General features: G+C 47.8%; 21 protein-coding genes and 1 riboswitch. Of the genes, 1 reads left to right on the plus strand and 20 read right to left on the minus strand.

Annotation, left to right across the window (positions count from 1 at the left end):
- Positions 1-52: 52 nt before the first annotated feature.
- The 10 genes from G7035_RS02605 to G7035_RS02650 all read right to left on the minus strand — a co-directional run bounded on the left by G7035_RS02605 (position 53) and on the right by G7035_RS02650 (position 10820).
- Complete coding sequence (locus G7035_RS02605; RefSeq protein WP_019686417.1) at positions 53-865, minus strand: WecB/TagA/CpsF family glycosyltransferase; 813 nt, start codon at positions 863-865, stop codon at positions 53-55.
- Positions 840-2081, minus strand: a complete 1242-nt coding sequence (locus G7035_RS02610; protein ID WP_019686416.1) for a glycosyltransferase family 4 protein — start codon at positions 2079-2081, stop codon at positions 840-842. The genes G7035_RS02605 and G7035_RS02610 overlap by 26 nt, the downstream gene beginning before the upstream one ends.
- Positions 2078-3292 carry a glycosyltransferase family 4 protein gene (locus G7035_RS02615; protein WP_019686415.1) on the minus strand — a complete coding sequence of 405 codons (1215 nt, stop codon included), beginning with the start codon at positions 3290-3292 and terminating at the stop codon, positions 2078-2080. The genes G7035_RS02610 and G7035_RS02615 overlap by 4 nt, the downstream gene beginning before the upstream one ends.
- 633 nt (positions 3293-3925) lie before the next feature.
- A complete protein-coding gene (locus G7035_RS02620) occupies positions 3926-5194 on the minus strand; it encodes a zf-TFIIB domain-containing protein (RefSeq protein ID WP_019686414.1) in 1269 nt (422 codons plus the stop codon).
- The gene (locus G7035_RS02625) at positions 5181-6524 is read right to left on the minus strand and encodes a flippase (RefSeq protein WP_019686413.1); all 1344 of its coding nucleotides are present in this window, start codon (positions 6522-6524) and stop codon (positions 5181-5183) included. The genes G7035_RS02620 and G7035_RS02625 overlap by 14 nt, the downstream gene beginning before the upstream one ends.
- A gap of 122 nt (positions 6525-6646) precedes the next feature.
- The gene (gene gmd / locus G7035_RS02630) at positions 6647-7636 is read right to left on the minus strand and encodes a GDP-mannose 4,6-dehydratase (protein ID WP_016821239.1); all 990 of its coding nucleotides are present in this window, start codon (positions 7634-7636) and stop codon (positions 6647-6649) included.
- A 20-nt stretch (positions 7637-7656) separates the two neighbouring features.
- Positions 7657-8595: a GDP-L-fucose synthase family protein gene (locus G7035_RS02635; RefSeq protein ID WP_019686412.1), complete on the minus strand. Its 939-nt coding sequence runs from the start codon at positions 8593-8595 to the stop codon at positions 7657-7659.
- A gap of 34 nt (positions 8596-8629) precedes the next feature.
- Positions 8630-9328 carry a sugar transferase gene (locus G7035_RS02640; protein ID WP_016821241.1) on the minus strand — a complete coding sequence of 233 codons (699 nt, stop codon included), beginning with the start codon at positions 9326-9328 and terminating at the stop codon, positions 8630-8632.
- 84 nt (positions 9329-9412) lie between these two features.
- Positions 9413-10090, minus strand: coding sequence for a CpsD/CapB family tyrosine-protein kinase (locus G7035_RS02645; RefSeq protein WP_016821242.1), 678 nt, complete (start codon positions 10088-10090; stop codon positions 9413-9415).
- On the minus strand, positions 10071-10820 hold the full coding sequence (locus G7035_RS02650; RefSeq protein WP_016821243.1) for a YveK family protein: 750 nt from the start codon (positions 10818-10820) through the stop codon (positions 10071-10073). Before G7035_RS02650 ends, G7035_RS02645 begins: the two co-directional genes overlap by 20 nt.
- 328 nt (positions 10821-11148) lie before the next feature.
- Between G7035_RS02650 and G7035_RS02655 the strand changes: the two genes are divergently transcribed.
- Positions 11149-11517, plus strand: a complete 369-nt coding sequence (locus G7035_RS02655; protein ID WP_016821244.1) for a helix-turn-helix domain-containing protein — start codon at positions 11149-11151, stop codon at positions 11515-11517.
- A 547-nt stretch (positions 11518-12064) separates the two neighbouring features.
- Here G7035_RS02655 and G7035_RS02660 read toward each other — a convergent pair.
- From G7035_RS02660 to G7035_RS02705, 10 genes are all read right to left on the minus strand, one after another.
- Entirely contained in the window at positions 12065-14359 is a 2295-nt protein-coding gene (locus G7035_RS02660; protein ID WP_019686410.1) for a hypothetical protein, read from the minus strand.
- Positions 14360-14407: 48 nt separating this feature from the next.
- A complete protein-coding gene (locus G7035_RS02665) occupies positions 14408-16009 on the minus strand; it encodes a glycosyl hydrolase (RefSeq protein ID WP_019686409.1) in 1602 nt (533 codons plus the stop codon).
- 13 nt (positions 16010-16022) lie between these two features.
- Positions 16023-16104: riboswitch (cyclic di-GMP riboswitch) on the minus strand.
- A gap of 155 nt (positions 16105-16259) precedes the next feature.
- Positions 16260-17636, minus strand: coding sequence for a sugar phosphate nucleotidyltransferase (locus G7035_RS02670; protein ID WP_019686408.1), 1377 nt, complete (start codon positions 17634-17636; stop codon positions 16260-16262).
- 726 nt (positions 17637-18362) lie between these two features.
- A complete protein-coding gene (locus G7035_RS02675; RefSeq protein ID WP_016821249.1) occupies positions 18363-19691 on the minus strand; it encodes a UDP-glucose dehydrogenase family protein in 1329 nt (442 codons plus the stop codon).
- 5 nt (positions 19692-19696) lie between these two features.
- The gene (locus tag G7035_RS02680) at positions 19697-20797 is read right to left on the minus strand and encodes a glycosyltransferase (protein WP_019686407.1); all 1101 of its coding nucleotides are present in this window, start codon (positions 20795-20797) and stop codon (positions 19697-19699) included.
- 28 nt (positions 20798-20825) lie between these two features.
- Positions 20826-21974, minus strand: coding sequence for a glycosyltransferase family 4 protein (locus G7035_RS02685; protein ID WP_016821251.1), 1149 nt, complete (start codon positions 21972-21974; stop codon positions 20826-20828).
- Positions 21971-23158, minus strand: coding sequence for a glycosyltransferase family 4 protein (locus G7035_RS02690; RefSeq protein WP_013369822.1), 1188 nt, complete (start codon positions 23156-23158; stop codon positions 21971-21973). Before G7035_RS02690 ends, G7035_RS02685 begins: the two co-directional genes overlap by 4 nt.
- On the minus strand, positions 23145-23984 hold the full coding sequence (locus tag G7035_RS02695; RefSeq protein WP_016821253.1) for a glycosyltransferase family 2 protein: 840 nt from the start codon (positions 23982-23984) through the stop codon (positions 23145-23147). Before G7035_RS02695 ends, G7035_RS02690 begins: the two co-directional genes overlap by 14 nt.
- A 22-nt stretch (positions 23985-24006) precedes the next feature.
- Positions 24007-25386 carry a lipopolysaccharide biosynthesis protein gene (locus tag G7035_RS02700; RefSeq protein WP_019686406.1) on the minus strand — a complete coding sequence of 460 codons (1380 nt, stop codon included), beginning with the start codon at positions 25384-25386 and terminating at the stop codon, positions 24007-24009.
- 5 nt (positions 25387-25391) lie between these two features.
- Positions 25392-26834 (minus strand): O-antigen ligase family protein, encoded by a 1443-nt coding sequence (locus G7035_RS02705; RefSeq protein ID WP_026065389.1) that lies wholly within the window; start codon positions 26832-26834, stop codon positions 25392-25394.

Consider the following 26834-nt stretch of genomic DNA (forward strand, 5'->3'; position numbering starts at 1 on the left):
ACCAATTCCCCCTTTTACATGCTGTCTCATTTCACTGTACTTTTGCCCTGCTTCACTTCTCTACGCCTCTCCCTGTATGCCGATTATGATAGAGCGTGAGCCTTTTATTATGCCGATAGGATTTGAGAAAACGATAGATATACATTGGATTGTTATAGGCATACCTCTTCCATAAACGCTTTGGCTCACAGAGCAGACGGTACAGCCACTCCAGTCCCAACCTTTGTATCATTAGCGGCGGTCTGCGAACCTTGCCTGTAATATAGTCAAAGGCAGCCCCTACTCCAACCATCACGCCACGGATACGATCCTTGTTGCGATGCATCCAGATTTCCTGCTTCGGACAGCCCAGACTGACGAATATGAGATGCGCACCTGAAGCATTGATTTCCTCAATGATCCGCTTCTCCTCCTCTGGCTGAAGTTCACGAAATGGCGGTGAAAAGCTGCCCGCGATACGAATTCCAGGGTAATCCTGTCCTACCCTGTCTTTTAAGCTATCCAGCGTATCCGGCGTACTGCCGTAAAAATATACGCTCACCTCCGTTTGTGGCGCACGTTCGCACAGCTTGAGCATCAAACTGGGACCATCTACTCGATCCTGACGCTCGAACCCGTACAGCTTGAGTGCCCATACCAGTGGCATACCATCTGGAGTACACAAATCAGCCTGAGTGAGCGCTTCGTGGAACTCGGGATGATTCCCGGCCGTGACAATGGAATGGGTGTTGCAAATACATACATAGCTGTCCTTTCGTCCGACTGCCCATTGTTCCAGCGTATGTACCGTCTCCTGAAACGTCAGCGCTGCAACATCTGTGCTCGCAATCCTTCCGACTCTATACTGGGGCAGCTGCTTCATCATCACATTCCTCCATGGCCTCGCTATATATCGCCAGCAGTTGCTTCACATTCACTTCTTCCGTATAGTGTGCTGCATAGTTTTCCGCCACCTTCTGTCTCATAGCTGCATAGTTCTCATAGGCTACTGCACGGCGAATCACGGTCTTTATATTTTCCAGATCATCATGTTGAAAATGGAAACCCGTCACTCCGTCCTCCACGATTTCCTCCAATGCGCCAATTCGGCTGCACAATACCGGCGTTCCCACGGAATAGGACTCTACAATCGTCATCGGAAAACCTTCATACCAAATGGAAGGCACCATCACATACATGGCTCGGCTCATACAATCCAGCACGGTGTCTCCATCCTGCTTGCCGAGAAACCGAATGTCTTCCTGCGCATAAGCAGCAGCCAGTTCAGCCTTTTGCGGACCATCGCCAATGATGACCAGTCTCAATCCACCTCGATCTTCCAGCTGTGACCAGGCTTGCAACAGATTGCGAACCCCTTTTTCAGCTGAAATCCGGCCCACGAACAACAAATAACGATCATTGGGGTCATACTTGGCTTTGACTGTTTGATGATGGATAAAATTCGGTTTTACTGCGATGCGATCCAGCGGAATGCCACTTTCGGCAAATTTGTCCCGTGCAAACTCCGTCAGCGCAATATAGCGACTTACCTTGTGCTGCCATGTGCCGATCAGCTCGTTGAACTTAATCATCGCCGCCACCGGAATCGTCTGCAGCTGTGAGCCTCGGTAACATCCATGACGGATGGAGTGCAGCAGCGTGCCGTGCAGGCATTTTTCACAAACTTCATTCCCTCGCATAAAGGTTGCCGCCGGACAAATCAGCCTGTAATTATGCAGTGTCTGGACAACCGGAACCCCCAGCCGTTCACAGGCATGATAGACCGATGGGGATATGACCGGGAAAAAATTATGCACATGTACCACATCCGGTTTCACCCGCAAAAGCAGCTCTTTGATCCTTTTGAATTCTGGGAAGGACCAGGCTGCCTCTACCGCCAGCTTTGCCATGTTGGCCAATCCTTTGCTTTGAATGCTGTCGTTATGCACATAGTAATGCTCCGTCTCTATTCCTCTGGAACGCAGCATAGCCGATTCCTGCTCGACAACCTTGTCTTCTCCCCCACTTTGCTGATAAAAGTTATGGATGATCAGTACTTTGCTTACAGGCGGGGTCATTCGTCTGCTAACCTGTTGACTCACGTGGCCGCCCCACTTTCCTGTGTTGATTGCATAGCGTGATTGGAGCTTATGGGTTTGATCCGCTGCTGGCTTATGATTTCATCCGCAATCCGATCCCACGACATACGCTCGAGCGTAAGAAACGCTTGCTCGGCCAGACTTCGTCTAAGCCCAGCATCATCCAGCAATGTGCCTATACGACCAGCCCATTCCTCCTCCGAAAAGCTTCTCAGCATCACTCCGCTCACTCCGTCCTCAATCAAGGTAACCGAGCCACCGTTCACCGAAGAAATAATCGGGACACGGAACAGCATGCTTTCCAGCAGCACCATGCCAAAAATATCGTATTGGGTCGGAAACAGCATCACATCCGCTGCTCCGTAAATCTGCCACAGATGACGTTGCTCCACTCTTGGAAAATGTATAATACTATCCGTCAACCCCAGTTGCTCAGCATAAGCCCAATAACGATCCGTATCTATCTTTCGTCCATCCCCAACCATTAACAAAAGGCAGCCGGGATGCTTTTGGAGTACTCTTTTGAACGTATTCAGCATAAAACGTATATTTCTCCGTTCCTCCAGCACACCGACATACAGCAACACCGGGCGATTACCGATCCGACGCAGTTCATTCGCAACCTCACGGTTTTCCTCACGCTCTCCGCTTTGGTCGTCACTGTTGAATCCTCTCACTACATTGCTGCGATCCAGTCCGACCCCAATCGTTATCACGTTGTCAAAGCCTTTATTCTCCAGATAGCGCTTGGCAAGATCGGATTTGACATAGGTTCGGCGTAGAGACTTTGTCACCTTAGGCAGCAGCATAACATCGTACAGTTTGCGGATCAGCGCATGCGTATTATCCCGGTATGGACCGTGATACAGCGCCAGCTTATCGGGACATTTGCGGGAAAGCAGGTAGGTCATGATCTGGTTGTATTCTGTAGTAATAACCAGATCATAAGCTGCCAGAAAAGAATCTTTGAGAACATCTCTGTAGATGCTGTTGCTTAAAAACTTGAAACCGTGCAGCCAAATAATGCGCAAGGTGCATCCTTCGTGCCGATAGACCTGTTCCAGATGGGTCTCCTTACGATCGTTGTAGTAAACAATATCGCAATCGTAACCTTTACGGACGAGCGCTTTGCCCAAGCCGACTTCCTGCAAATTGTATGAGGCTCCATTCACCTTGCTGGCAAAGTTGCGAAGATACAATATTTTTGGAATCATCATCAGTACTCCTGCCATTTCATATTGGGTGAGTTATGGGAGGCGGGATTAGAGCCCGCTGCGCACTCCATTTGATCTTTCGATCGCTGTTGCAGTGAGATTCCTGGACATATAAAACAAAGCCGAGGTAGGAATCCCACTGCAAAGGCGAACGCTAGCGCTTCTTCAGATTCAAATGGACCGCTCCGCTGCTGACCGCCGTTTCCATAAAGTCACCCCTTCTTAAAAAGGGAATGCTGGGCATGAAGTGCCATCGCTGCGGATATACGCGTGCGAATGCATGCAGGGCGTTGACTTCGTCAAACAGCTTGTAAGCTTGGCACGTTATGGCACGCTCACAAGCAAGCATGGCTATACTACTGCTAGGCTGACCAAGATGCCCTAACTAGGCTTGATTTTGCATGCCGTAAGCACTATTCATCAAGCTCTCTCAGCTTGAGAGAGGACTATACAGAGCATTAATACACCGGCACACTGCCCGGCGTGAAGTTCGCTGCGATAGGGCGAAGCTATCGCCAGGCGGCTCTTACCTCCCCACCTTATAGGCTGGGGGAAAATCTTTTTTGGCGGCGGTGGGTAGCGGGTAGCGGAGAGTAAGGATTTGAAGCTGGAAAAGCGTCAGCGATCGGAAGATCAAACCCGCCCCGAAGCGGCCTCTCCCCTCCAACTTGAATGTTCCCCCTGCCGTTGTCTTTCCTCCATCATCTGCATATTAAAATGGTCTGCCCCTTTAAGCTGGGCCGCTGCCATATCCGCCACCAAGCTCACGCTCGATTCCATCGGTACAAAGCGATATTTGTAAGCTGTAAGCCGATGATCCGTTTCGTGAAATAAAATGTCCTGGGCATAATTGCCCCATCGGTCCTTAGGCATCAAATCAATCGTCATACCTGCATGTGCAGAAGGCAGCAGCATATTGGAGCCATGAATACCAATGACTAATCGGCTGGCTGCGTATACCTCGCATACCCGCTTTTCACTATCCCGATCGAAGCGTGAGACGCGCTCGTCAGCAATCCATGCTGGGAAGCTTCCCGTGCGCCCAAGTCCCGCAACTGTAAAGCAATGATCAGGGAAGCTTTCTCTCAGTCTGCGGAACAGTCCAATGATTTTGCTGCGTTGATGATAAATTAGCGGTTTCAGGCCACGTTTGAGCTTCGGAAATTTTTGCACTGCTCTGGCAATATGATGGCTGCCGCTCCACAAGCGGTCTTCCCTCCATACAAAGGTAATGCGTGGCTTCCGCTCACGTTCCTCGTCATAACGGGAGATCCCTGTAAATTGTTCAATCTCAAATTGGCTGGGATGTGAATATGACGGACTGACATACACCTCATCAAAACGTATCAATTCCTCAATCATCCGATGATGTAGCAGAGGATAAAAGTTTCGCGCCTTGTTGAACGGGACATCGACAGTCCAAATTTCTGACACATATGCCGGCACCATCCACTCCAGCGATTTTTGTACAATAACGATGATCCCCAGTTCCGGCGATTGCTCATATTCACGCTGAACATTCAGCAGCTTGAGCAACGCATGACCATATAAATAATCTATAGTGTTGATGATGATCACACGCGAAGAAGCTTTCTTTTTATGCACGGTCATACCGACTGCCAAATCATAGGAAGGATTCATCAACGATTGCCGCAGAGGCTCTCCGAGCCATTTTCTTGACTTCGCATTACCGGTCAGGATATAGTCAGGCATTTCTACACGATAAGGTGAATACGTCGCATGACCAACCCTCATGTCCTCGAGATATTCACGTCCGCAACCCTCACACTTAGTACTGACACATACGTGGATTCCCTGCCACAGCACCTCTCCAGCACGTAACGTGTCTCCACAATGCGGGCACTGTTCCTCATGCCGAACAAATGGTTTAATCGGTATCATGATTGTTCTCTCCAACTTTCGGTACTGTAATATGAACATGCCAGAAGGTCAGGATAGACTTCATCATCCAACCCAAATTGGCTTTGACTTCCTTAAACAACAAATCCAATAGAAATACAGATATCGTAAAGGACAAAATCGTCGCCACTAAGGACCCTCGGACACCAAGCCATGGAATCAGCGCGTAATTGAAGGCTATATTCGTAACCGCACCTATTATCGAGGTCAGCAGCGTGTATTTGAACAAATTTTCATTGGTGATAAACAAGCTTTTGGCGACACTAAAGTTGGTGAAAAATAGACGAATCGCAAACAGTGACAACAGCGAGCCTGCTTCAGCAAACTCTCTCCCATACAGCACAACGACTACCCATTGGGATAGAAAAAATAAGGGGACTGAGGTCACAAGAAAGCATATAAACATCAGCCGATACACGTTAGACAACGTCCGTCTGTATTCGTCGCTTCCTTTCTGCTTGGAACGCGTCACCACCGGGGCATAAGCTGTCGTTAGCACGACCGGGATAAAGCCCAGCACCTCGATGAGTCGGAGTGCAACAGAGTATTGCCCGACAGCTTCGTTTCCCAACAATTCTCCGATAATGACCTGATCAATCCGTGCCTGTACATATACAGCGGAGGAGGACAAAATAAGCGGCCAGCTGTGATTCATGATTCGCCGAGCAGTTGCGAAGCGGAACGTCCACTTGTTCACACGCCGCCCTTCCTTATGGAAGAAATACAGCAGCAGCAGGCTTCCCAGCAGAAACTCTCCATGAGCACACAACGCCACTGCCCAAACTGGAATACCGGACAATAATAGAATGATTTTGACGGTGGAACCGAGGACAAAGGCGGTATTCTTGGCAACAACCGTATATTTGGACAACATCTGCGCACGGAACCAGTAGTCGATAATATCAAACAACTGAAATACCGAGGCCGTAGCCAGGATCAGATTGATTAACCGCACTGAACTGTCTTCCGGTCTGAGCAGTGAAATAAAGGAATAGGACAGTACAATGGCTACCAAAGTACCTAACAACTTCAGCAGAACCGCCGTACCCAATAGTTCGTGCTCATCCTTGGGGTGTTTGACAAGATCGCGTACTAATATAGAATCAAAGCCAAGGGTCGTGAAAATCAGGAACATCCCGAAAAAGGATTCCGCATAATTCCATTTTCCCAGTTCCTCTGGTCCCAACGCTCTCGCCATGATGATACTGACTGCCAGCCCGAACACCATGCGAATCATTTTGTCACCGAACAGCCAGGATGTATTCACCAGCAAGCTTCTGCGCGGTTTGGCACGTTTCTTGACTAATGTCATAGGTTCTACTCCATCTTGAAAAATGACCTTAAACATTGCTTTATGATCTGTTGATCTGTCATACAGCTGAAATCATGTACAACGAAGAGACCCCCCGGCCAGGCGGGCGGCCTCTCCACCTCTTACACGACGACAGAAGCTTCAACTGCAGCCTGCCTTTTTACACGCTCCAAGTCTGCATCCACCATCATACGAACGAGCTGGTCGAAGCCGACTTCCAATCGCCAGCCCAGCTTTTCTTTCGCCTTGGCACAATCGCCAAGCAATAGATCTACCTCTGCCGGTCGAACAAATTGCGGATCAATCACCACATAATCCTCATAATTTAAACCTGCATGAGAAAAAGCAATTTGCAGCAGTTCACGCACAGAATGCATTTCTCCTGTAGAAATCACGTAATCATCTGGTCGATCCTGCTGAAGCATCAGCCACATCGCCTTTACATAATCCCCTGCAAAACCCCAGTCTCGCAGTGAATCCAAATTTCCCATGCGCAGCTCCTGCTGCAATCCCAGCTTGATACGAGCTACTGCATCCGACACTTTGCGTGTTACAAACTCCAGCCCTCGGCGAGGCGATTCGTGATTGAACAAAATACCGGAGCAAGCAAACATATCAAAGCTTTCGCGGTAGTTGACTGTAATCCAATGGCCGTACACCTTGGCTACACCATAAGGACTACGTGGGTAAAATGGGGTCGTTTCTGTCTGCGGCGTCTCCAGTACCTTACCGAACATCTCGCTGCTTGAAGCCTGATAAAAGCGTGCATCCGGCTTGGCAATTCGAACCGCCTCCAGCATATTGGTAACAGATAATGCTGTGATTTGCCCTGTAGCCAAGGGCTGCGGCCATGAGGCCGCTACAAAGGATTGAGCAGCCAAGTTATAGACCTCATCCGGGTCGGACTGACGGACGGCTTCGATCAGTGAAGCCAGATCGGTCATATCACCGGAAAGCCAGTGAATGTCATTCTGGATATGCGCTACATTTTCAAAGTTCGGTGTGCTGGTTCGTCTGCGCACCCCGTACACCTCATAATCCTTGGACAGCAGCAACTCAGCCAGATAAGACCCGTCTTGTCCGGTAATCCCAGTGATCAGCGCTTTTTTCATTCCAATTCCCCCACCGTTATTTATTGTTCAACCAGATCCAGACCTTGAAACGCCTGGTATACAGACCTTAATCCTTCTTCTAGTGAAATACGCGCCGACCAGCCCAGCCCGGAAATCCGGGATACATCTACCAACTTACGCGGCGTTCCGTCAGGAACGGATGTATTAAAAGTAATTCCGCCCTCATAGCCGACTACATTTTTGACTCGTTCAGCCAGCTCACGGATGGAAATATCCTCACCCACACCGATATTTACAATCTCATTCCCCTCATAGTTATTCATCAGAAATAGACAGGCATCAGCCAAATCATCCGAATGAAGAAATTCTCGCCGAGGCGTACCGGAACCCCATACTTCTACAGTCGGAGATTGATTCAGCTTTGCCTCATGAAACTTGCGGATCAGCGCAGGCAGCACATGAGAGGTTTGGAGATCAAAATTGTCGCCCGGACCATATAAATTCGTAGGCATCACCGAAATAAAACGGGTTCCATACTGACGGTTGTAGGACTGACACATTGTAATCCCGGCAATTTTAGCAACCGCATAGGCCTCATTGGTAGGCTCAAGCTCACCTGTAAGCAGATATTCTTCTCGCAACGGCTGTGGAGCAAATTTGGGATAGATACAGGTAGAGCCTAGAAATAACAGCTTGCTTACATTCTTCCGATATGCCGCATCAATCACATTTGTTTGTATAAGTAGATTGTCACGGATAAAATCGGCCGGATATTCGTTATTCGCCAAAATCCCGCCTACCTTGGCTGCTGCCAGAAATACATAATCCACGGGCTCTGTATCAAAAAAATGATCTACGGCCTCTTTATTGCGCAGATCCAGCTCACGGCTTGTGCGAGTAGTAATATGACGATATCCCGCTTTCTGAAGCGCTCGAACAATAGCGGAACCCACCAGCCCATTGTGTCCTGCCACATAGATGTTGGAATGAAGCTCCATCCTTCTCTCCTACCCCTCTTTATTAAAATTGACTTTAATAAGCATCCTTGGAGCCCAGCAGCACACGAAATGTTTTCAGCATGATGATCATATCCGTGCGGAAACTGCGTCTAGATATGTACTCCAAATCCAGTTCTACCATCTGGTCAAAGCTTAGATGATTGCGACCGCTGATCTGCCATAGTCCGGTGCAGCCCGGTGTAACCGTCAGACGCAGCTTATCCCTCATGGTGTAATCATGGACTTCTCTTGGCAATGGGGGTCTGGGTCCTACAAGGCTCATATGCCCACGCAGTACATTGAAGAGTTGCGGTAGTTCGTCGATGCTCGTTCTGCGAAGAAAGCGACCCACACGGGTAATTCGGGGATCGTCCCGCATTTTGAACATCGCACCCTCAATTTCATTTTCCACCAGCAATGCAGACAATCTGGCTTCGGCATCAGACACCATGGAACGAAATTTGATCATGCGAAACGGTCGCTCATGTTTACCAATACGTATTTGATAAAATAATGCACTTCCTTTGGGGTCCTCCAGCTTGATCAACAAAATGACGAGCAGAAATACCGGGCACAGTACGATGATTCCAATAAAAGACAGTATAATGTCCATACTTCGCTTCACGAACGGATATACGCTCCATCCTTGTCGTCGTTCAAGCCCATGAGCGACCGAATATACATCTACTGACGCACCCAGCACTTTGGCCTCGTTCGAGCGGGAAGAAGACACGTCTCATCACCTCACTCCTTATTGATAAATATTATTTATTCATTGTTAAAAGAATTTTATATACTTTTATTTTCCCCGATTTATTCATGTCAGATTGCGTTCCTCCATACCACGCTCGGCTCGGCGCTTCACGTTATTGAGCACTACACCCAGAATGCGCGCCTTAACTCTTTCTAAATTTGCCTTCGCCTTCTTAACGACATCCTTTTTGACTTTCCCTGCCTGTACTACCAAAATGACACCATCACACATGGCACTTACAATGAGGCCATCCGGAAAAGGCAGCAGGGGTGGCGTATCCATCAGAATCACGTCATAATGTTCTTTTAGCTCAACTAGTAGAGCCTTCATTCTACGGGAACTGAGCATCTCGGACGGATTGGGTGGATTCGGCCCAGCTGTGATTGCATGCAGATGATCAATCCCGGTTTCCTGAACCACATCCTGCCATGTCTGTTGATTGGCAAGTACCCGTGTCAGCCCTGTATGATTGCGCAAACCAAACATATGATGCAAGGAGGACCGACGCAGATCCATATCCATAACCAGCACCTTTTTTCCCTCTTGCGCATAGGTTACAGCCAAATTGCTAATCGTGACTGTTCTGCCTTCACCCGCCTGAGCGGACGCCACCATCATCACCTCAATCGGCTCGTCTATAGAAGAAAACTGGATGTTAGTGCGAAGCATGCGGTACTCCTCCGACACGGAAGACTGAGCATGCAAGGATGTAACGAGCTGATTATTGATTAATCGCGGCATATTGTCCCTCACCTACCTGTTTAGGAGTTGTAGTAGAGCTGTCAGAGCGTCTATCTTCTTTTTTCATTTTTGTAATCAGGGATAGGGTAGGCAGACCGAGTTCTTTTTCAATATCCTCCTCATTTTTAAATGTATCATCCAATACCTCCAGTAAAAACGCCAAGCCTATGCCCAGTAATAAAGAAATGGTAAAAGCAATAAAAATTTGTATAGCGGGATTATTGTTCACGGGAACTGCTGGGTCATTCAGACTGGCTTCGCTTAGGATGGTGACATTGTCCATTTTCATGATAGAGGGGATTTGCCGTTTGAATACTTTGGCTACCGCATTGACGGTTTTCACAGCCTTCGTATACGATAAGTCGCGGACTGTAACATCCATGACCTGTGAATCACCTGCGGTGTTTACTCTTAATTTTTGCGCCAAAGCTGACGGAGTAACCTTAAGATCGGGGAAGCTGGCGACCACCTGATCCATAATCGCCGAGGAGATCATAATTTGCTTATAGGAGTTCGTTAGAGCTATATTGGTTTGCACCACACTGTAATCGACGACACCTGCACGGTCCGGTCGTGGCGTCTGATTAATAATGAGCTTGGCGGTAGCTTCATAAACCTGCGGGGTAAAATATACATTTTTTATGCCTACTACAGTACACACCAGCAGTACAATGCTACCAATCAACCACATTCTTTTGCGGATCAAACGGATGTACTCTTTCAACTGCACAAGACCAGTCCTCCCTGCTTGACTTGTTTTCGATGAATAACGCTTGTACTGATCCTCTGCATGACGGGGAAAAGAACGATGCATGACCCTCTAATCTATAGTAAAATGTTGTATAATAGCGCATAGAAGGTCTAGCCAGCGAATAAGCACACAATGCTCAATCATCGTTGGCCTCTTAAGGGTATATAAATGAAGATATAAGTGAAAACTACGAAATAATGATACGTTATGTAACTTACATAATTAATTTATGATACAAATTGTATCTTGTCAAGCGCAAAATTGCTTTTCTTACCTTTCTTAACCTTGCCTTCAGGAGGAAAAACAGATGAATTATGGAACCCGCATCGCTGAATTACGAGAACATAAGGGATTAAAACAAGAGGAATTAGCGCAATCCCTCGGAATTACGCGGGCGGCTCTTTCCCACTATGAAAAAAATAGACGCAAGCCAGACTTTGAGACCTTGACCAAGCTCGCCGATATTTTCGAGGTAACCATCGATTATTTGGTGGGACGTACGAGCCACCCGACAGCAATATTGGATTCAGATGTGAGGGAATTTGTGGATCAGCTTGAACTGTCAGACGAGGATATCCTGCAACGTTTTAACCTGACGATTGACGGACGCACCTTGTCTGAGGAAGAAGCCAAACGTTTTATCGCGTTTGTTCGAATGGAACGAATGATGGAATAAAGAAAGCGCCGCTGCTTGATGTTTGGCTTAAGTAGGACCAGCAACTGAAAATTACACGCGCTTGTCCTTCTGGCACTTAGTTCTATCAGCGTCGCCCTCCAGCCATTCTGGTGTCGTGATACCACATTGGAGCAAAATGTTCCGGATGTCCAAGTGGATGGCTGCTTTGCCTGCTTTCCGTGCGTTGTCTCGAAGAAGAGGGCCACTCCCCCCTAATTCTGTTTCCTTGTTCATTCAGCACTAACCTCACTTTATTAGTCTTGGTCGCCGGAAAGAAAGAGATTCCCTACAAACCATGTATGTATAGTCATGAACAAAACTATTATATATGAATACATACCTGCAATGTTGTCGTCTTATGACGAGAATATTAAAGGATTTTCTTATTTTTTTCTCCATTATACGTAAAGTATTGGCAATTCAGAACGATTTACAAATAAAAAAGAACCTGTCAGGTCCTATTTTCTCCTGATAGGTTCTTTTTTGCTTTCTTTCGGAATGGTGTTAGATATTCATTAGGTAAGGTCCTACATGCATTCCGGTGTAACTAAGCGACCTCGGCTGCCTGAGAAACCTGAGTACCTCCGGTCGCTCGGACTTTGTAGACGTAATGACTTCCAGCTTTTACAGTGCGGTCCGTATACGTGCTTCCTTCTACTTGCGAGGCAATCACCTGATAGGCACCGTCTGTCCGGTCAGCACGCAGCACATCATAGGAAGATATGCCTTCTGCTTGAAGCCAATTAATCTTTACCCCCCCATCCTGAATAGAGGCTGCTTTCACCTCTGTTGGGGCAGAGGCCGTGGTTTGATCTATACTTTTTAATTCCAAAATATATTGTACCGATTCGCCAGGGCCCAGCTTTTCTTCAAAATCAAGGGCAGGAGAAGCCTTCAGCCCTGATATGGAACGCTGCGCCTGACTGTAGGTGGAACCCGCCCCAAAACGTTCCCCCGTGTACAAGCCAGCTTTCGGCATCGTCACCCGTACACGAACGGTCTGCGTAGTGGATTCGAAATTCACTAGGTTCACCAGCAATTTGTTCGAGGTAGCGCCGCTACCTGCCAGCGGTTTAAGCTTGGACGTATCCACCGCGCGAACATAAACCATCTTGTCCTTGGTCTCCTCTGGATTCAACATTGTATAAGTCAGCGGTTTACCATGCGTGGCATAGGCTAGACTCAAGCGTCTCATAATCTTAACGCGAGTATCCTGTCCTTGCCCAAACGGATAAATTTCCGTGTTAGCCGGATTGTGACTTTGCAGATCAAAACCCGTTTTAAACAGTGTGTAATCCTTATAAAAAGCAGCGTGCTGGATAAACATATCGGCAAACCCGATTTGCGATCGCATAATCCGATCGAATGCAGCTGCTTGTGGCTGACTAGCCCCGTAATCAGGATTGTCTCGATGCGTATCGTTAGTACCGAACTCCGTGTTTAGCATCTTTTTTGCCAGTCCGTTGCTCGAACCACCGAAGGTTTTCAAATTCTGAACGAAGCTGCCCCCGCCCTCTTCATTATACGATTCACCGTAGGCGTGTCCGTTGGTCAGGTCGGTGACTTCCTCCAGCTGTTTACGCTGCGCTGGGTCCCGTTCCCATCCATCCGGATCACCGCATTTTTGCGTGCCTCCGGTTTGATTTTTGCACGCCTTGGTAGAGTATGTCGGCCAGTAGGCCCAACCCGGCGCTACGGTTTTGAGGTGCGGTGCCAATTGCTTGCCTTCCGTATTCAACCATTTAGCCACAGCCAGATCTACTGCCTTGGAACGATTAAACAAACCAGGTTCGTTATCTACTTCATAATATTGAAGGTATGAACCGTATTTTTTTACATAATCACGCAACTTTTGCTTGGCCGTCTCTGGCAGAGTACCATCTTTTTGCAGCTTAATATCACCTGTGTATAGATACAAAGCAGACGATTGCATATTATACTGCTTTAACGTTTGATAGTAATCATCCACGTCTGTGCATGCCTTACCTACATTACTGGCACAGGTTACCCTCATGACGTTGCCGCTATAGGCAATTCCCAGCCATTTGAGAACGTATGGTAGATGCTTAACTGCACCCTGATCATAATAAAATTCTTTATTATTCACATTCGTACCAGTCATTATATATTTCCCATGTACCGGTTCGACCGCAGGGGAAGCTAACGTCTCCAAGCTCAAGTCATCCCAAGTCCACCACACATTTTTATCTTCCGCAGAGGAGCAGTATAGGCAGCGCGCTGTCTTTAGCTTGAGTACGTTAACACCGCTTTGCAATTGTTCTTTGGGGATATACAGCTCGTAGTTGTTTTTGAAATTATAGGTACTCCCAGTACCGGATACCCCGGCAATCTGAATGATTCCGGACAGCTGATGATTTGAGAAGACAGCCATCTGCGGCACAGCTTTGCCCGCATCCAAAATCCGAACACGGAATATCATACCATTGGGAGGAACCTGATTCAGCTTATATTGAAGTGTTAGTTCTGGATTCGTGGATGCATTCAAACCGGGAGGAATATCTCCACTGCTGAGCAATACCGGAACTGTTGTACTTTCTGCTTCCGACAACGCCGAAAATGCTGCTTTAGCAGATGATTCGGAAGAAGCTGCTGCTGCAGAAATATCGATATTATCCCTACCGACCACTCCTTTAAATTCCGCTGAGGAGTCATCCCTCTGGCCCAGCTTCCATACTGGACTGGCCGCCGCTACCTTATCTGTCTGCAATTCTACACTTTTTGAAGGCGTGTATATAAACCAAGCGATCATGGCTAGAGCTGCGACCCCTAGTAATCCGGATAATACGACCGTATACCTATGGGTCAACCATTTTTTCATCATATGATACACCCTCTCTCCTCAAAATTTTTGACCGGGAAAGAGTATCTATCAAGGAAGAAACAAAGCGTTTCCGGGAACCACCGCTTTCGCTTCATGCTGACTTTCCCACATCAGACGTGCCATCGCATCGCCTTTTTCATCATAGTATTCCACTTTTAGATCTACCATTTTACCTGCTTCCAAAGCAATACTGCCTTTTCGCTCTGTCCAGCTTTGTTTGAACCAACTATCGATCACTAACTTGCCGTCTACCCATACACGAATACCATCATCGGATATGGTTGTGAACGTATAGGTCTCGCAGTATTGTGGCTTGATTTTACCCGTCCAGCGAACCGAGAACTGGTCGGCATTTACCTTTGGATCAGCAGCAATGGCACGCCAGTTGTAGTCCAGCTTGCTGTCTGTACGGATCAAAACAGGACTGCCGCTCAAATTCATATTGTTGAAATATTCGCCCCGCAGCCCGTTCACATATACTTCATCAGGAACGGAAGGAGGAGTCGGAGCTGGAGGAGCAATCACTACTGGTGGAGCTGGGAGAGGCTCACTTTGTCCCTCATCCGGTAAGGTCGGTACATCTGTTCCAGGTTGTTGGATGGCCTCCAGCCCATTTTTCACATCATCCCGTGTCAAACTCTTCGCATCGTTCATATAATCCTGTATTTGAGTGGTTGTGTTATTCTCGGTCAGCATCTTGCCCCAAGTCATGGAATACACCCATTTTGGCTGAGCCTGCAACACCTCAGAACTAGGTATCTCACCGTGCTCGCCAATGGCAATCGGCTTATTCCGTGCCAACTCGAGCAGTCCTTCATAATGACTTTGCTTAAAATCATTGTTGTAGATGTCTACTGCCAAAATATCCACTTTGTCATCCCCCGGATATTTTGGGGTATACGGGACAGTGTAGGAATTGGGAGCATTGGGACTCCACACCCACAGCAGATTGTTCAATTGATGCGTGTTAACAAAACGGTCGTACATGATATTCCATAGCTGATTGAAATTGTTTTTGTTTCCCCACCAGAACCAGTCACCATTCATTTCGTGGTAAGGTCTCCACAATACCGGAACCCCTGCATCACGAAGCTGCTTTAACGATATAGCGACCTTATCCAGATCGGCAATGAGGAGGTTATACTGCGTAGTGCCTGGCGTGACGTATTTATTGAACTCCGCCTGACTTACTTTGGCCTGCACATTGGCCCAAGTCAGCGGTCTACCCGGCAGCGCTTCATGAAAAGTCATCGTCACAATGCCACCTGCTCTGCTCCAACGAATAGCGCTATCGACGACATTTTTACGTTGTGCTGCTTCTGTAGCGTCAGATTGACCAGAGATGGCTCCCATCTCATAGCCGTGCAGACCCACATACGCCTGGCTGATTTTTTGGACCTTGTTGCTTAATTCATCTGGACTTTCCAAATAATCATGCTGACCAGTGATTGTTTTCTTTCCAGAGATGCTGAGTAAATAATTGTATAGTTCACGGGCCTGAGTACAAGCGTCCGAATTAACAGGTTGTAATGAAGCGGCATTCACCACAGACAGAGAATCACCAAATCCGACGGGAAACAAAGAAAAAATTATAACTACGGGGAGTACATGACGTATCAGTCGATACAGAGGAATAAAATTGAATCTCACTTTTGCTCTTCCTTTCGGTAGCCAGGCTGCCATCCTTACGGGAAGGCCCTTTAGCTTTGCGTACCTGCCTTTCGACAGGGCTGCGTTTATCGTTGGAAGGAGTTTGGATTCCTTCTTAACCTAAGTATCGACTTTTTTTTACCAAAATTTAATAGGTCATGTTCATGAATTTACAGGTTTTCGCCCAATTTCGACAGTTTGGGCTATAAATTTTCATCAATTCTTCTTTATTTCGTTTTTACGAAAACGATTATGAGATAAATTGATGACGGGCAATTTCATTCCAATCCATGCAAAAGCGTACAATATCCTCTTCAACCAACTCAGAGCCAGTCTGCACCTCTATAAAATCCACATCGGTTACAGCCAAAATACTATGCTTGGTTCCTTCAGGGATACGGACTACGTCACCGGCCTTCACTTTGTGCAGCTTCTCATTCAAAATAATTTCCGCTTCGCCGCTAATAATGGTCCAGATTTCGCTTCGTTTGAAGTGAAGCTGGTAGCTGATATTTTTACCTTTGTGTACGCGGATTCGTTTGGTCAGTACCTCATTACCCTCGTCATACTTTACATAGTCTACAACTCGATACTGCCCCCAACGACGTTCTTCATACATTGGACGCTGCTCATGAGCCTTGAGCACTTCCTTGATGCGTGGGCTTTCTGCCTTATTGGTCACAAGAATACCATCTGGGCTAGCGGCTACAATCAGATCATTCGTTCCAATGATCGCTACCGGAATGTCCAGCTCATTAATAAGACTTGTATTGACACAATCCTCCGTTACTACACCTCTGCCCACTTGCTGATTAGACATTTCTTCTGTGAGCGTATTCCAGGTGCCCAAATCCTTCCAAAAACCATCGTACGGAAGCACCACAATGTCTTTTTCCTTCTCGACTACTTCGTAGTCAAAGCTGATTTTCTCCAGAGACGCATATTGCTTTTGCATTTCTTCATAATTCAGCGGCAGGCCCTTGGATGCCAGGATATCCAGCAAATAGCTTAATTTGAATGCAAAAACCCCGCAGTTCCATAGAGCATTGCGTTCAATCAGACGCTCCGCCTGCTCCCGGTCGGGTTTCTCTTGAAAATGGCTCACTTCGCGGTAGCCTGTGCTACCTTGAGTGGCATCGTTTTTCGGAATAATATAACCGTATTTCTCTGAAGGATAGGAAGGGACAACCCCGATTAATGCAAGCTTGCCTTCACTCTCCTGAAGTGTATGTTCCAGTTGGGCAACGGAAGCAAAGAAAGCATCCTCTACATAAGGATCTACAGGCAATATAGCTATAATTTCATCAGGCGAAACACCCGCAATGGAATATAGATAAGTCGCTGTCAGCGCAATCGCAGGAAAGGTATCTCTGCGTTCCGGCTCAACTATGATGCGCGTATTCGGTCCGACCTGACTCTGGATCATTTCGACCTGCGCTCTCCCTGTCGCAATAAACGAGGATTCGGATAATCCGTTGTCTCCCAATTGTCTCCATACCCGCTGCACCATGGATTCCGAAATCCCTTCCGGGCTCTCCAGTACCTTCAAAAATTGTTTGGAACGGGAATCGTTGGATAACGGCCATAATCTTTTACCGGAACCACCAGACAAAAGTACGAGCTTCATAATTCTCCACTTCCTCTCTATAATGTGTGGGCGATCGGATGAGGCAAGGTTGAGTAGCCCGCTACGGGCTGGATTTGATCTTACGATCGCTGTTGGACTGGGATTCATTCGATTGTATAAAATAGTATAAAGGTCTAAATCCCGTTTCAAAGGCGAACGCTATCGCTTCTCCAGCTTCAAATCCATTCCTACGCTACTCAAAAATGCATCATATCGATCATACCTTGTGGTGCAAAAGGCACGACCGGACATTATTAAGTCCGGTCAGCCTGTAAAAAACGTTCGGGAGCTCGGCGTTTGCCTGCCTTGCTTGCAAGCTTCTAGTAATCAAGGCTTCGTAACGCCTTGCCAAGATTGCCTTCGACAACCGCAATGGCGTCTTTGCTCTACAGGAGCAGCATAGCGTATCCACATGGTAGGCTTGCTCCACAGGGGCGCCGCGGTACAGCGCATGGCGCCTTAATCGGAAGGAGCGGCTTCAACTGTGCCGCTCCTTCCGATATGCCCTTACTACTCCCATCCCCTAAGATGGGAGATTAAAAACCGTGACTCTATGCGGCAAAAGCAGCGAAGCGGTCCATTTGAATCTGGAGAAGCGCTAGCGTTCTCCTTTGCAGCGGGATTCTTACCTTGGAATGTTTTATATAATCCAGAGAGTCCCACTGCAACAGCGCTCAGAAGATCAAATGGAACGCATAGCGTCTCCCCACCGCCCACAGTCACTTTTTAAACTTCCACTTTATCTCTGTTCCACCCACTCATCCGCGGACGACCCACGGAGTAGTATTCCAGTCCAGAACCTTGAATCTGTTCCTCGGTGAATACGTTACGACCGTCAATCAGAACTGGCTTGTGTAGAATAGAGCCCAGTTGCACGAGATCAACTTCTTTGAACTCTTCCCAATCCGTCAGCAGGCACACAGCATCGCTTCTTTCGGCGGCTTGCTGCGGGGAGGAGCACCATATAATATTCGGGTGATCCACGCGCTCCTTGAATTTATCCATCGCAATGGGATCATACAGCTTGACAATAGCACCTGCCTGAATGAGCGTTTCTACGATTTCCAGTGCTGGAGCTTCGCGGATGTCATCTGTATTAGGCTTGAAGGCGAGGCCCCAAATGCCAATCGATACGCCGTTTAGCTGACCCAGCGATTCACGCAGCTTGGATACAATCATAAAACGCTGGTCAGTGTTCACCTCGACCACCGATTTTAACAACTTAAATTCATAGTCTACATTACCCGCAATTTGGATGAGCGCATTCGTATCTTTCGGGAAGCAAGAGCCCCCGTATCCGATCCCTGCTTGCAGGAAAGAGGAACCGATCCGTTTGTCCATGCCCATACCCTCAGCCACACAGGTAACGTCCGCGCCAACCTTTTCGCAAATATTAGCAATCTCGTTAATAAACGAAATTTTAGTTGCCAAGAACGCATTGGAGGCATATTTGATCATTTCAGCACTGCGGATATCGGTCACATAGATTTTATCCGTGAATACCTGATGCAGAGTGACCATTGTTTCACGCAAACCTGTATTGTCCAAACCAATAATGATGCGATCTGGATGAAGCGTATCATTGATGGCTGAGCCTTCTCTCAGGAACTCCGGCGCGGATACAATATCAAAAGACAAACTCGTATGTCGAGCCACTACATCCTTAATCTTTTCGTTCGTTCCGACAGGTACGGTACTCTTGGTCATAATAATCTTGTACCCGTTCATGGCTTTGCCGACATCGGCAGCCGCCTGTTCAATGTAAGACAAATTCGCCTCGCCGTTAGCCAGTGAAGGCGTACCTACCGCTAAAATAACGATATCCGAGCGACGTACCGCATCGGCCAAATCGGAGGTAAACTCCAAACGGCCAGCTTCCAGATTCAACGCGATCAATTCCTCAATACCCGGTTCATAGATCGGAGATTCTGCCCGGTTCAACATGTCGATTTTGTACTGCTCCAGATCGACACAAATCACCTCATTACCTTTTTGCGCAAAACACACACCCGAGACGAGTCCAACGTATCCAGTACCGATTACAGCCAGCTTCATTCCGTTCATCCTCCTTTTAGAAAGTTCACATAGGCTTGTTCTACATACTTTTTCAATTGATCCTTGAAGTTATCTTCATCAAATTTGCGGGCATGGGTAATGATATCGTCCACATTCCATGCATGTTGCTCGACCTTTGCGACGGCCTCCAGCACATCGTCTACTTGATGCTTGCGGAAAAATACGCCGTTCACATGAGGAACAATCGTATCCAGCGCTCCCCCGCCCTGAAAAGCGATAACTGGCCGTCCAGCCGCATTCGCCTCCAAAGGCGTAATACCGAAGTCCTCTTCCCCCGGAAAGACAAGCGCCCGGCATTCGGCCATCAGCTTGTTAACCTCTTCGTCCTCAAGCCTGCCGAGGAACTCAATGTTCGGGCTAGCCATGGCTTCGAGTCGTTTACGATCTGGTCCTTCGCCAACGATGCGCAGCTTGAGACCGTTACGTTTGAATGCCTCGATCGCGAGATCAATGCGCTTGTAAGACACCAATCGGGATACGATCAGATAATAGTCACCGATGCTTGTAGCACGTTTAAAACGGGATGTATTGATAGGAGGGAAAATAACATCTGCCTCCCGTTGGTAATAGTGCAGAATTCTCCGTTTGACGACGGAAGAATTGGCGATAAACTGGTCTACGTTGCGAGAAGTTTTGGCATCCCATGTTTTCAGCCTGTTCATGTACAGCTTTAGCATATTTTTGAGCAGGTTGGATTTGGACTGCCGGGCCATATATGTATCGTAATCCCAGGCAAACCGCATCGGTGTGTGACAGTAACAAATGTGAAACGTATGTTTGGGTACCTGGATGCTTTTCATAAATGCGCTGCTGGAGCTTAAAACAATGTCGAAATCCCTAAAATCAAAATCACGGATAGCGATGGGATACAGCGGCAGCACTCCTTTGAAATTGGTCTTCACTCCTGGGACGTTTTGTAGCCAAGTGGCTCTAATGTCCGCATCCTTCAAGTTGCGCGACAGGCGCTCGTCGCTGAACACCGTTGTGAAGATGGGAGCCTCCGGATACATATCATGGAATACCTCTACTACCCTTTCCGCTCCGCCCATTTGGATTAAGTAATCATGTGCTATCGCTATTTTCATCTGAATCATCCTTTAACGCGAATGTCGGTCAGACTCCTGCCAACAAACCCTTATAGTAATGAACTATATCCTTAACAGTGTTCTCGATGACAAAATGCTTCTTGACCCGTTCCATCCCTCTCTCACCCATCTGCTGACGTTCCTGTGGATGCTCCAGCATCCAGCGGATGGCTTCTTCCAGCTTGGCCGGGTCTCCCGGTTCAATGAGCAGCCCGGTTTCATTAGGTACCACCGTTTCCTTGGGACCACCTTCGTTTGAAGCGATCACTGGCAAACCTGCAGCCATGCCCTCAATAATGACTTGACCGAATGGCTCCGGTGTAATGGAAGTATGAATTAGCAGGTCACAGCGCTGCATCAGTCCCTGAATGTCATCGACGTGTCCCATCAGATTGACGTTGGTCAACCCATATTCGCGCATCGTGGATTCCAATCGTTGTTTGTATTCCTCTTCTCCGAACAACGCATCTCCAGCCAGCCAGAATTTCACACGCTGATCTGGTAAAAAAGAACGTGCCGCTTCCAATAAAATATGTTGTCCCTTCCATTCCGCCAATCTGCCGACCAATACGACGTTAAACGAGTCATCGCCACGCAAATGCGCAGCCGAATCACGAGCCGTAATTGCTTTGGCAAAAGCGGAGTAGACGACGAGCGTCTTTTTGTCCGGGGGTAATTCCAATGCACTCAGCGTGGATTTGGAATTGGCAATCACACCGTTAGGCAAAAAGCGGGACATGAGCCGAATCCCTTTGGCTACAATCGGCTTCAGATACGGCGGACCGATGTGGTCACGGATATGCCAGATCAAGGGCAGCTTCGCCGATTTGGCGGCTACTGCACCATACAGTGCAGACTTGAGTGAGTTTGTGTGCACACACACGACTTTTTCCTCACGCAGCAATGGCGCGAGTTTTCTGCCGTAAGCCAGCAACCGAAAGGCTGCTGCAGGTGCACCCAGATTAACAGCATTTCGTCCTCGATTGCGAATCGAATCATCTAGTGGAACGATACGCACATCAATATCACGCTGCCGAAGCCGATCCGCCAAATCGCCCTCCTCCGCCAAAATAACGAGCGGGTCGATATGTTCCCCAATATTCGTCAGGATGTTATACAAAGCGACTTCGCCGCCGCTCCATCTTGCCGTATGGTCAATATAAGCTACTCTCATCATTTCGCCGCCGCCTTTCTGTCAAGGACCTGTCGGAATACCTCTTCTACCTGCTCCGCTACATGTCCCCATGTGTATCTGCTCAGGACATGGTCCCGGCATTCCCGTGCATTCGGTAGAAGTTCACGATGATCCAGCACACGCAGCAGCCCAGCAGCAATGGCTTCACTGTCCGTCCCCTGAAACAAAAGCTCAGGACGGAATCCTCTTAAGATTTCCTTGTTGCCGCCTACAGGAGTGGCCAGCACCGGTAGTCCCGAGGCCATCGCCTCGACTGTAATCAGACCGAAACCCTCTAGTGCCTGTGTTGGCACAACGAACAAGTTCGAGGCTTGATGGTACAGGGGCAGCTCCTCATCCGACACATAACCAAGCAATCTTACGTGATTATGAAGATTGTATTCCGCCACCTTGGAAGCCAATTCCTCCATCAAGGGGCCCTTCCCACCAATCAGCAGCAGATGATCAGGGTGTCGCTCGGTTACTCGCCGCCATGCTTCGAGCAGCTGTAGCAGTCCCATGCGATTAACAAGACGACGAACGGTTAGCACAATCGTCGCATTTTGCGGCAAATTCAGCCGCTTCCGTACGGCCTCCTGATCCTCTGCCGGATGGAACCTTTCTACATTCGCCGCACCAGGAATAATATGAATTTTACTAAGTGGAACTTTATAGTGCTCGTGTAAAATATCCCGAAAAGTCTCGCTTAGCACTATAAATTTATCCGCCAAACCATAAGCTTTCATTTCAATGGATTTGGCCAACGTCGTTTTAAGAAAATGCTTAATTCCCTGTCCTTCAATCTTCATTTCCTCCGTCCACGGTCCGTGGAAGGTAGTAACGACCGGGATTCCTCTTTTTTTCGCCTCCAGTGCCGGTCCGACACTATAGGGAGCAAAGTGGGAATACAGCACATCTATCGGTTGCTTGTCGAATAGCTCTGCTGCATATTTTTGCATCAGCTCTCGACGCTTCCAGATGGATTGCTGCTTGCTACCAATTGAATGAATACGAATACGTTCAGGCGCCTGAGGCTGCTCATCACTACAGATTAAAGCATCCAGCGTATTGCGCTCTAGCGTAAGCTGCTCACAGATGGATTTGAAATATGTGTTGAGACCTCCTGGCTGCAAGGACGGCCAGCTCAGCCCGGTTGCCGCAATACGAAATCCGTTATTGTACGACATAGCTGGTTTCTCCTTTCTGCTCGGTTTGTCCGCCATCTACAACTTCAATCTTTTTTCGCCGCTTGGTTAACTCATAATGCTTGAAGCAGACGAGAAACTCATACATCACCCAGAAAACGGCTACGGCAAAACCCGCCAACCCCTTGCGGTATAAGCCTTGAACAAAATACTTCTGTACAAAGCGGGCAGGCGGTCTCCACAACAGTCTGGTAATCCGAAAGGATCTTCCTTTGTTAAATGCCGTCTCTGCTTCCAGATCCGTATATTTGTTAAAACGGGTCATATGATCGCTGATGCTGCGGAAGCCATAGTGCCATAGCACGCCCTCCAGATTGATGATCTGGGAAGAGGCTACATCCGGCATTTCATGAACAAGACTATTCGTAATGCCATAAATTCGCCGATTGTACAAACGAACCAAATACTCGCCTTTGTTCATCCATTTGCCGAGAAAATCGCCAATGCGAAATACAGAATAGGCTTTGGCCGGATCGTGGAGCGTTTCCTTTACTTTCAACAAGTCACCAAGCAACTCTGCATCCACTACTTCGTCTGTATCAATCAGGAAAATCCAATCAAATTCCGCTTTATCAACACCAAACATGCGCTGTTTGGCATAACCAGGCCATGGGTTGGAAAACACCCGACAGCCCAATGATTCAGCTACCTGAATCGTATTGTCTTTGCTCCCTCCGTCAATGACGACGATATCGTCCGCAAAGGGCTGACAGGATTTAATGGCGGCTGTAATTCGAGTGCCATCATCCTGAGCGATAATAACTACGGATATCCGGTTGTCCGCGGGAACGCTAGACATGTGGTTCATTAGCGGGTGCCTCCTTCTTTATCTAACCGTTAACTGGCTTTTTCCGGATGTAGTGTGACATCGTTGATCGGAGCCATTGAAAATCTTGTTTGGAAATAAGCAGTCTTGGAATTTTCATTTTTAGAACGAACTTAACATTACATAAAATGAAAACGAACCGTAAAATCCCCGAAGACAGCATTGCTATCCCTGCACCCGTCAATCCATATCTCGGCACGAGTATGGACAGCAATGGAATGACGAGCGCCAATCCGACACCCTGTAGAATGGTAACCAGTTTGGGCTTACCCAGCGCCATAAATTGTTGTGCCAGCACCATGGTACCTCCACTGATAGCAACCTCAAGCACCAGAAACCGGAATACCGTAAGCGCTTGTTTAAACTCTTGACCATATAACAATGTAAATACGAACGGAGCAACCAGCATTAACATCACCGCAGCCAAAAAGGTTGCCGTTGAAGTCACTCGAAATGCCCGGAATGTTATGGCCACTGCCTCTTCCTTATCCAGACCAGAGGCTTTGGGAAACAACACGACAATGATCGAGGTTGAAAATACATTCACCATCCGGGCCAGGCTGACCGCTACCGCATATAAACCGAGATCAGCAGGTCTGAGCAGACCTGCAATCAAAATCTGGTCAATGTAAGTGGAAACCTGCCCCATGAGATCATTCCCGTATGAACCCATACCGTAGGTAAAGAGATTTTTAAATTGCGTCCAGCTGTTCTTCACCTTTGGTTTGTACAGCCGAATCATTCGTATCGTGACACCGATATAGATCGGCAAGCCTGGCAGTAAGTAAGCCAATGCTGAGGTGTACGGATTCATCGTCCCCGTCAGGGTCAGAATCGCCAGACCCAGCAGTGTACTTAGTGGTACCAAGTACCGGAATAAATTGTATTGTTTATATTCCGAGCGAACTTGAAGCAATGCATTATTGATCTGTGAAATCGCTATGAGCGGACACATCATCATAGAACACTGCGCAAAAAGTATGACCGATGAAGAAAAAGAGCGCAGCCAATAAGGAATTAGAAATACTCCGACGAGTGTCGCCATTCCCCCAAATACCGTAGCCAGCAGCAAGGCCAGACCATACAGCTTACCCGTTTCCTCAGGTTTCCTTTTGGCATTGTAAATCAATGCAGATGGAACACCGAAGCTCATGCAGAAGGCAAGAAATTGGGACCAGTTCACCATCGCTGTCTGTTCTCCGCGTCCAGTAGGACCCAAGAATCGTGCCGTCAGCACACCAGTCAGCATATTCACGACGAGAATCAGCATACTGAATATCATCGTTTTTACTGCTGCAGAGCTGTTATCCTTGCTTTTGGCAAACCGAATCACCGTGGACCATAGTGTCCGGACAGGTGCGGATAATGCTTGTAAGTTTTGCACAGCCTTTACCTTCTTTCCGCGATGACATCTTTTGCCCATAGTCCTATTCCGATCATCATCCAGATCAAATAGCCGCGCATACCGGGGAAACCATTATCCGATATGAGACTGGCTACAGCTCCGGCCCATGTAGCCAACGCCAGTCTGATATAAGGCTGACTGGAATTCCGTTCGGCAATACGGACGAGAAGGCGCTTGATGATAACGAACAGACCACCGAAGAAAAAGAATGCTCCGCAAATACCGAAGGTGAGGAAAATGGCAATATATCCATTATCCATAATCCCAAGTTCACCGAGATCGCCGCCGTTATCAAGCTTGGTTCCGATACCTACACTCCCGATCCCCTGCCCGACCGGATTGCTAGTAATCGCCGGAAGCATTGTATGCAGTAGATCCAAACGTTCATTGTACGAATGATCCTGTTGAATATCTGTCAACGTCTGCATGCGAGCCACCAAACCTTCTGCCCCCGGAAGTTTTGGAACGATGATATAGAGAAGAAGACCGACGATAGCAAGTTGAAACAGGGTCTTCCACTTTCCTTTGGAGGATGAGCTGAGGATGTAAGCCAGCAACATGACGAATGCAATCAGCCAGGCTGAACGTACGAGCGTGACCAAGAGACAAACGACTGTTAGCAGGACTCCAATCCATCCCAATGTGCCTCGCCACCGTTTCTCCATCAGCATTGGTACAAGTGCCATTGCCAGGAAAATAGCGCATGGGCCGGGCGAGTTCATGGAAGAAAACACTCTAATTTGAAGCGGTTCTGGCACGCCAATGGAATTCATTTCCACATGATTCATCCAAAATGCATCCCAAGGAGGCACCGTCAAGTACTGAATAATGCCGTATATCGCTACTAGAACAGCAATGTTGGCGTATGAATACAGCAGTCGGTCCAGCTCCTTGGCTTTCATAGGCTTAATCGCAAGATAAGGCAATAGAAGCAATGGAACCACATAATTGGCCAAATCATAAGCAAAAACAATACCATTTTTGAATAACCCGACCACACTTCCATAGGCCAACTCTATGCCGAAAAATACAGCAATCCGGGTTAATGGCTTTTCCGCCAGATGAATACCCCGCAGCACAGGAATGATCAGCATGCTGCTTACCAGCAGCGGCGCCACGCTCAATAAGGAAACCGAGTGATACGTTCCCTCCAACCAATCTGCAATGCGGCGGATTTCCGGGCCTACTGCCCACACCACCAATGTGTAAGAAATCAATAGCCGTGATTGCAAGATCGCCAGCAGGAAGGCTGGAAAAACGATCGCCAGCAATATGGCTCCCTGCTGGCTCGTGGTGGGATTCATCTTGGCGCTGACAAATCCGATGGCGAGTGGTAGCATACAAGCCAGCACCCCCATGCCGATCATGCCGATTCCACGCCGACTTCCTAGCCAGAAGGAAATCTGCTGATCTGCCAACCGACTCAT

Source organism: Paenibacillus polymyxa (genome assembly GCF_015710975.1).
GTDB classification, from domain to species: Bacteria; Bacillota; Bacilli; order Paenibacillales; family Paenibacillaceae; genus Paenibacillus; species Paenibacillus polymyxa.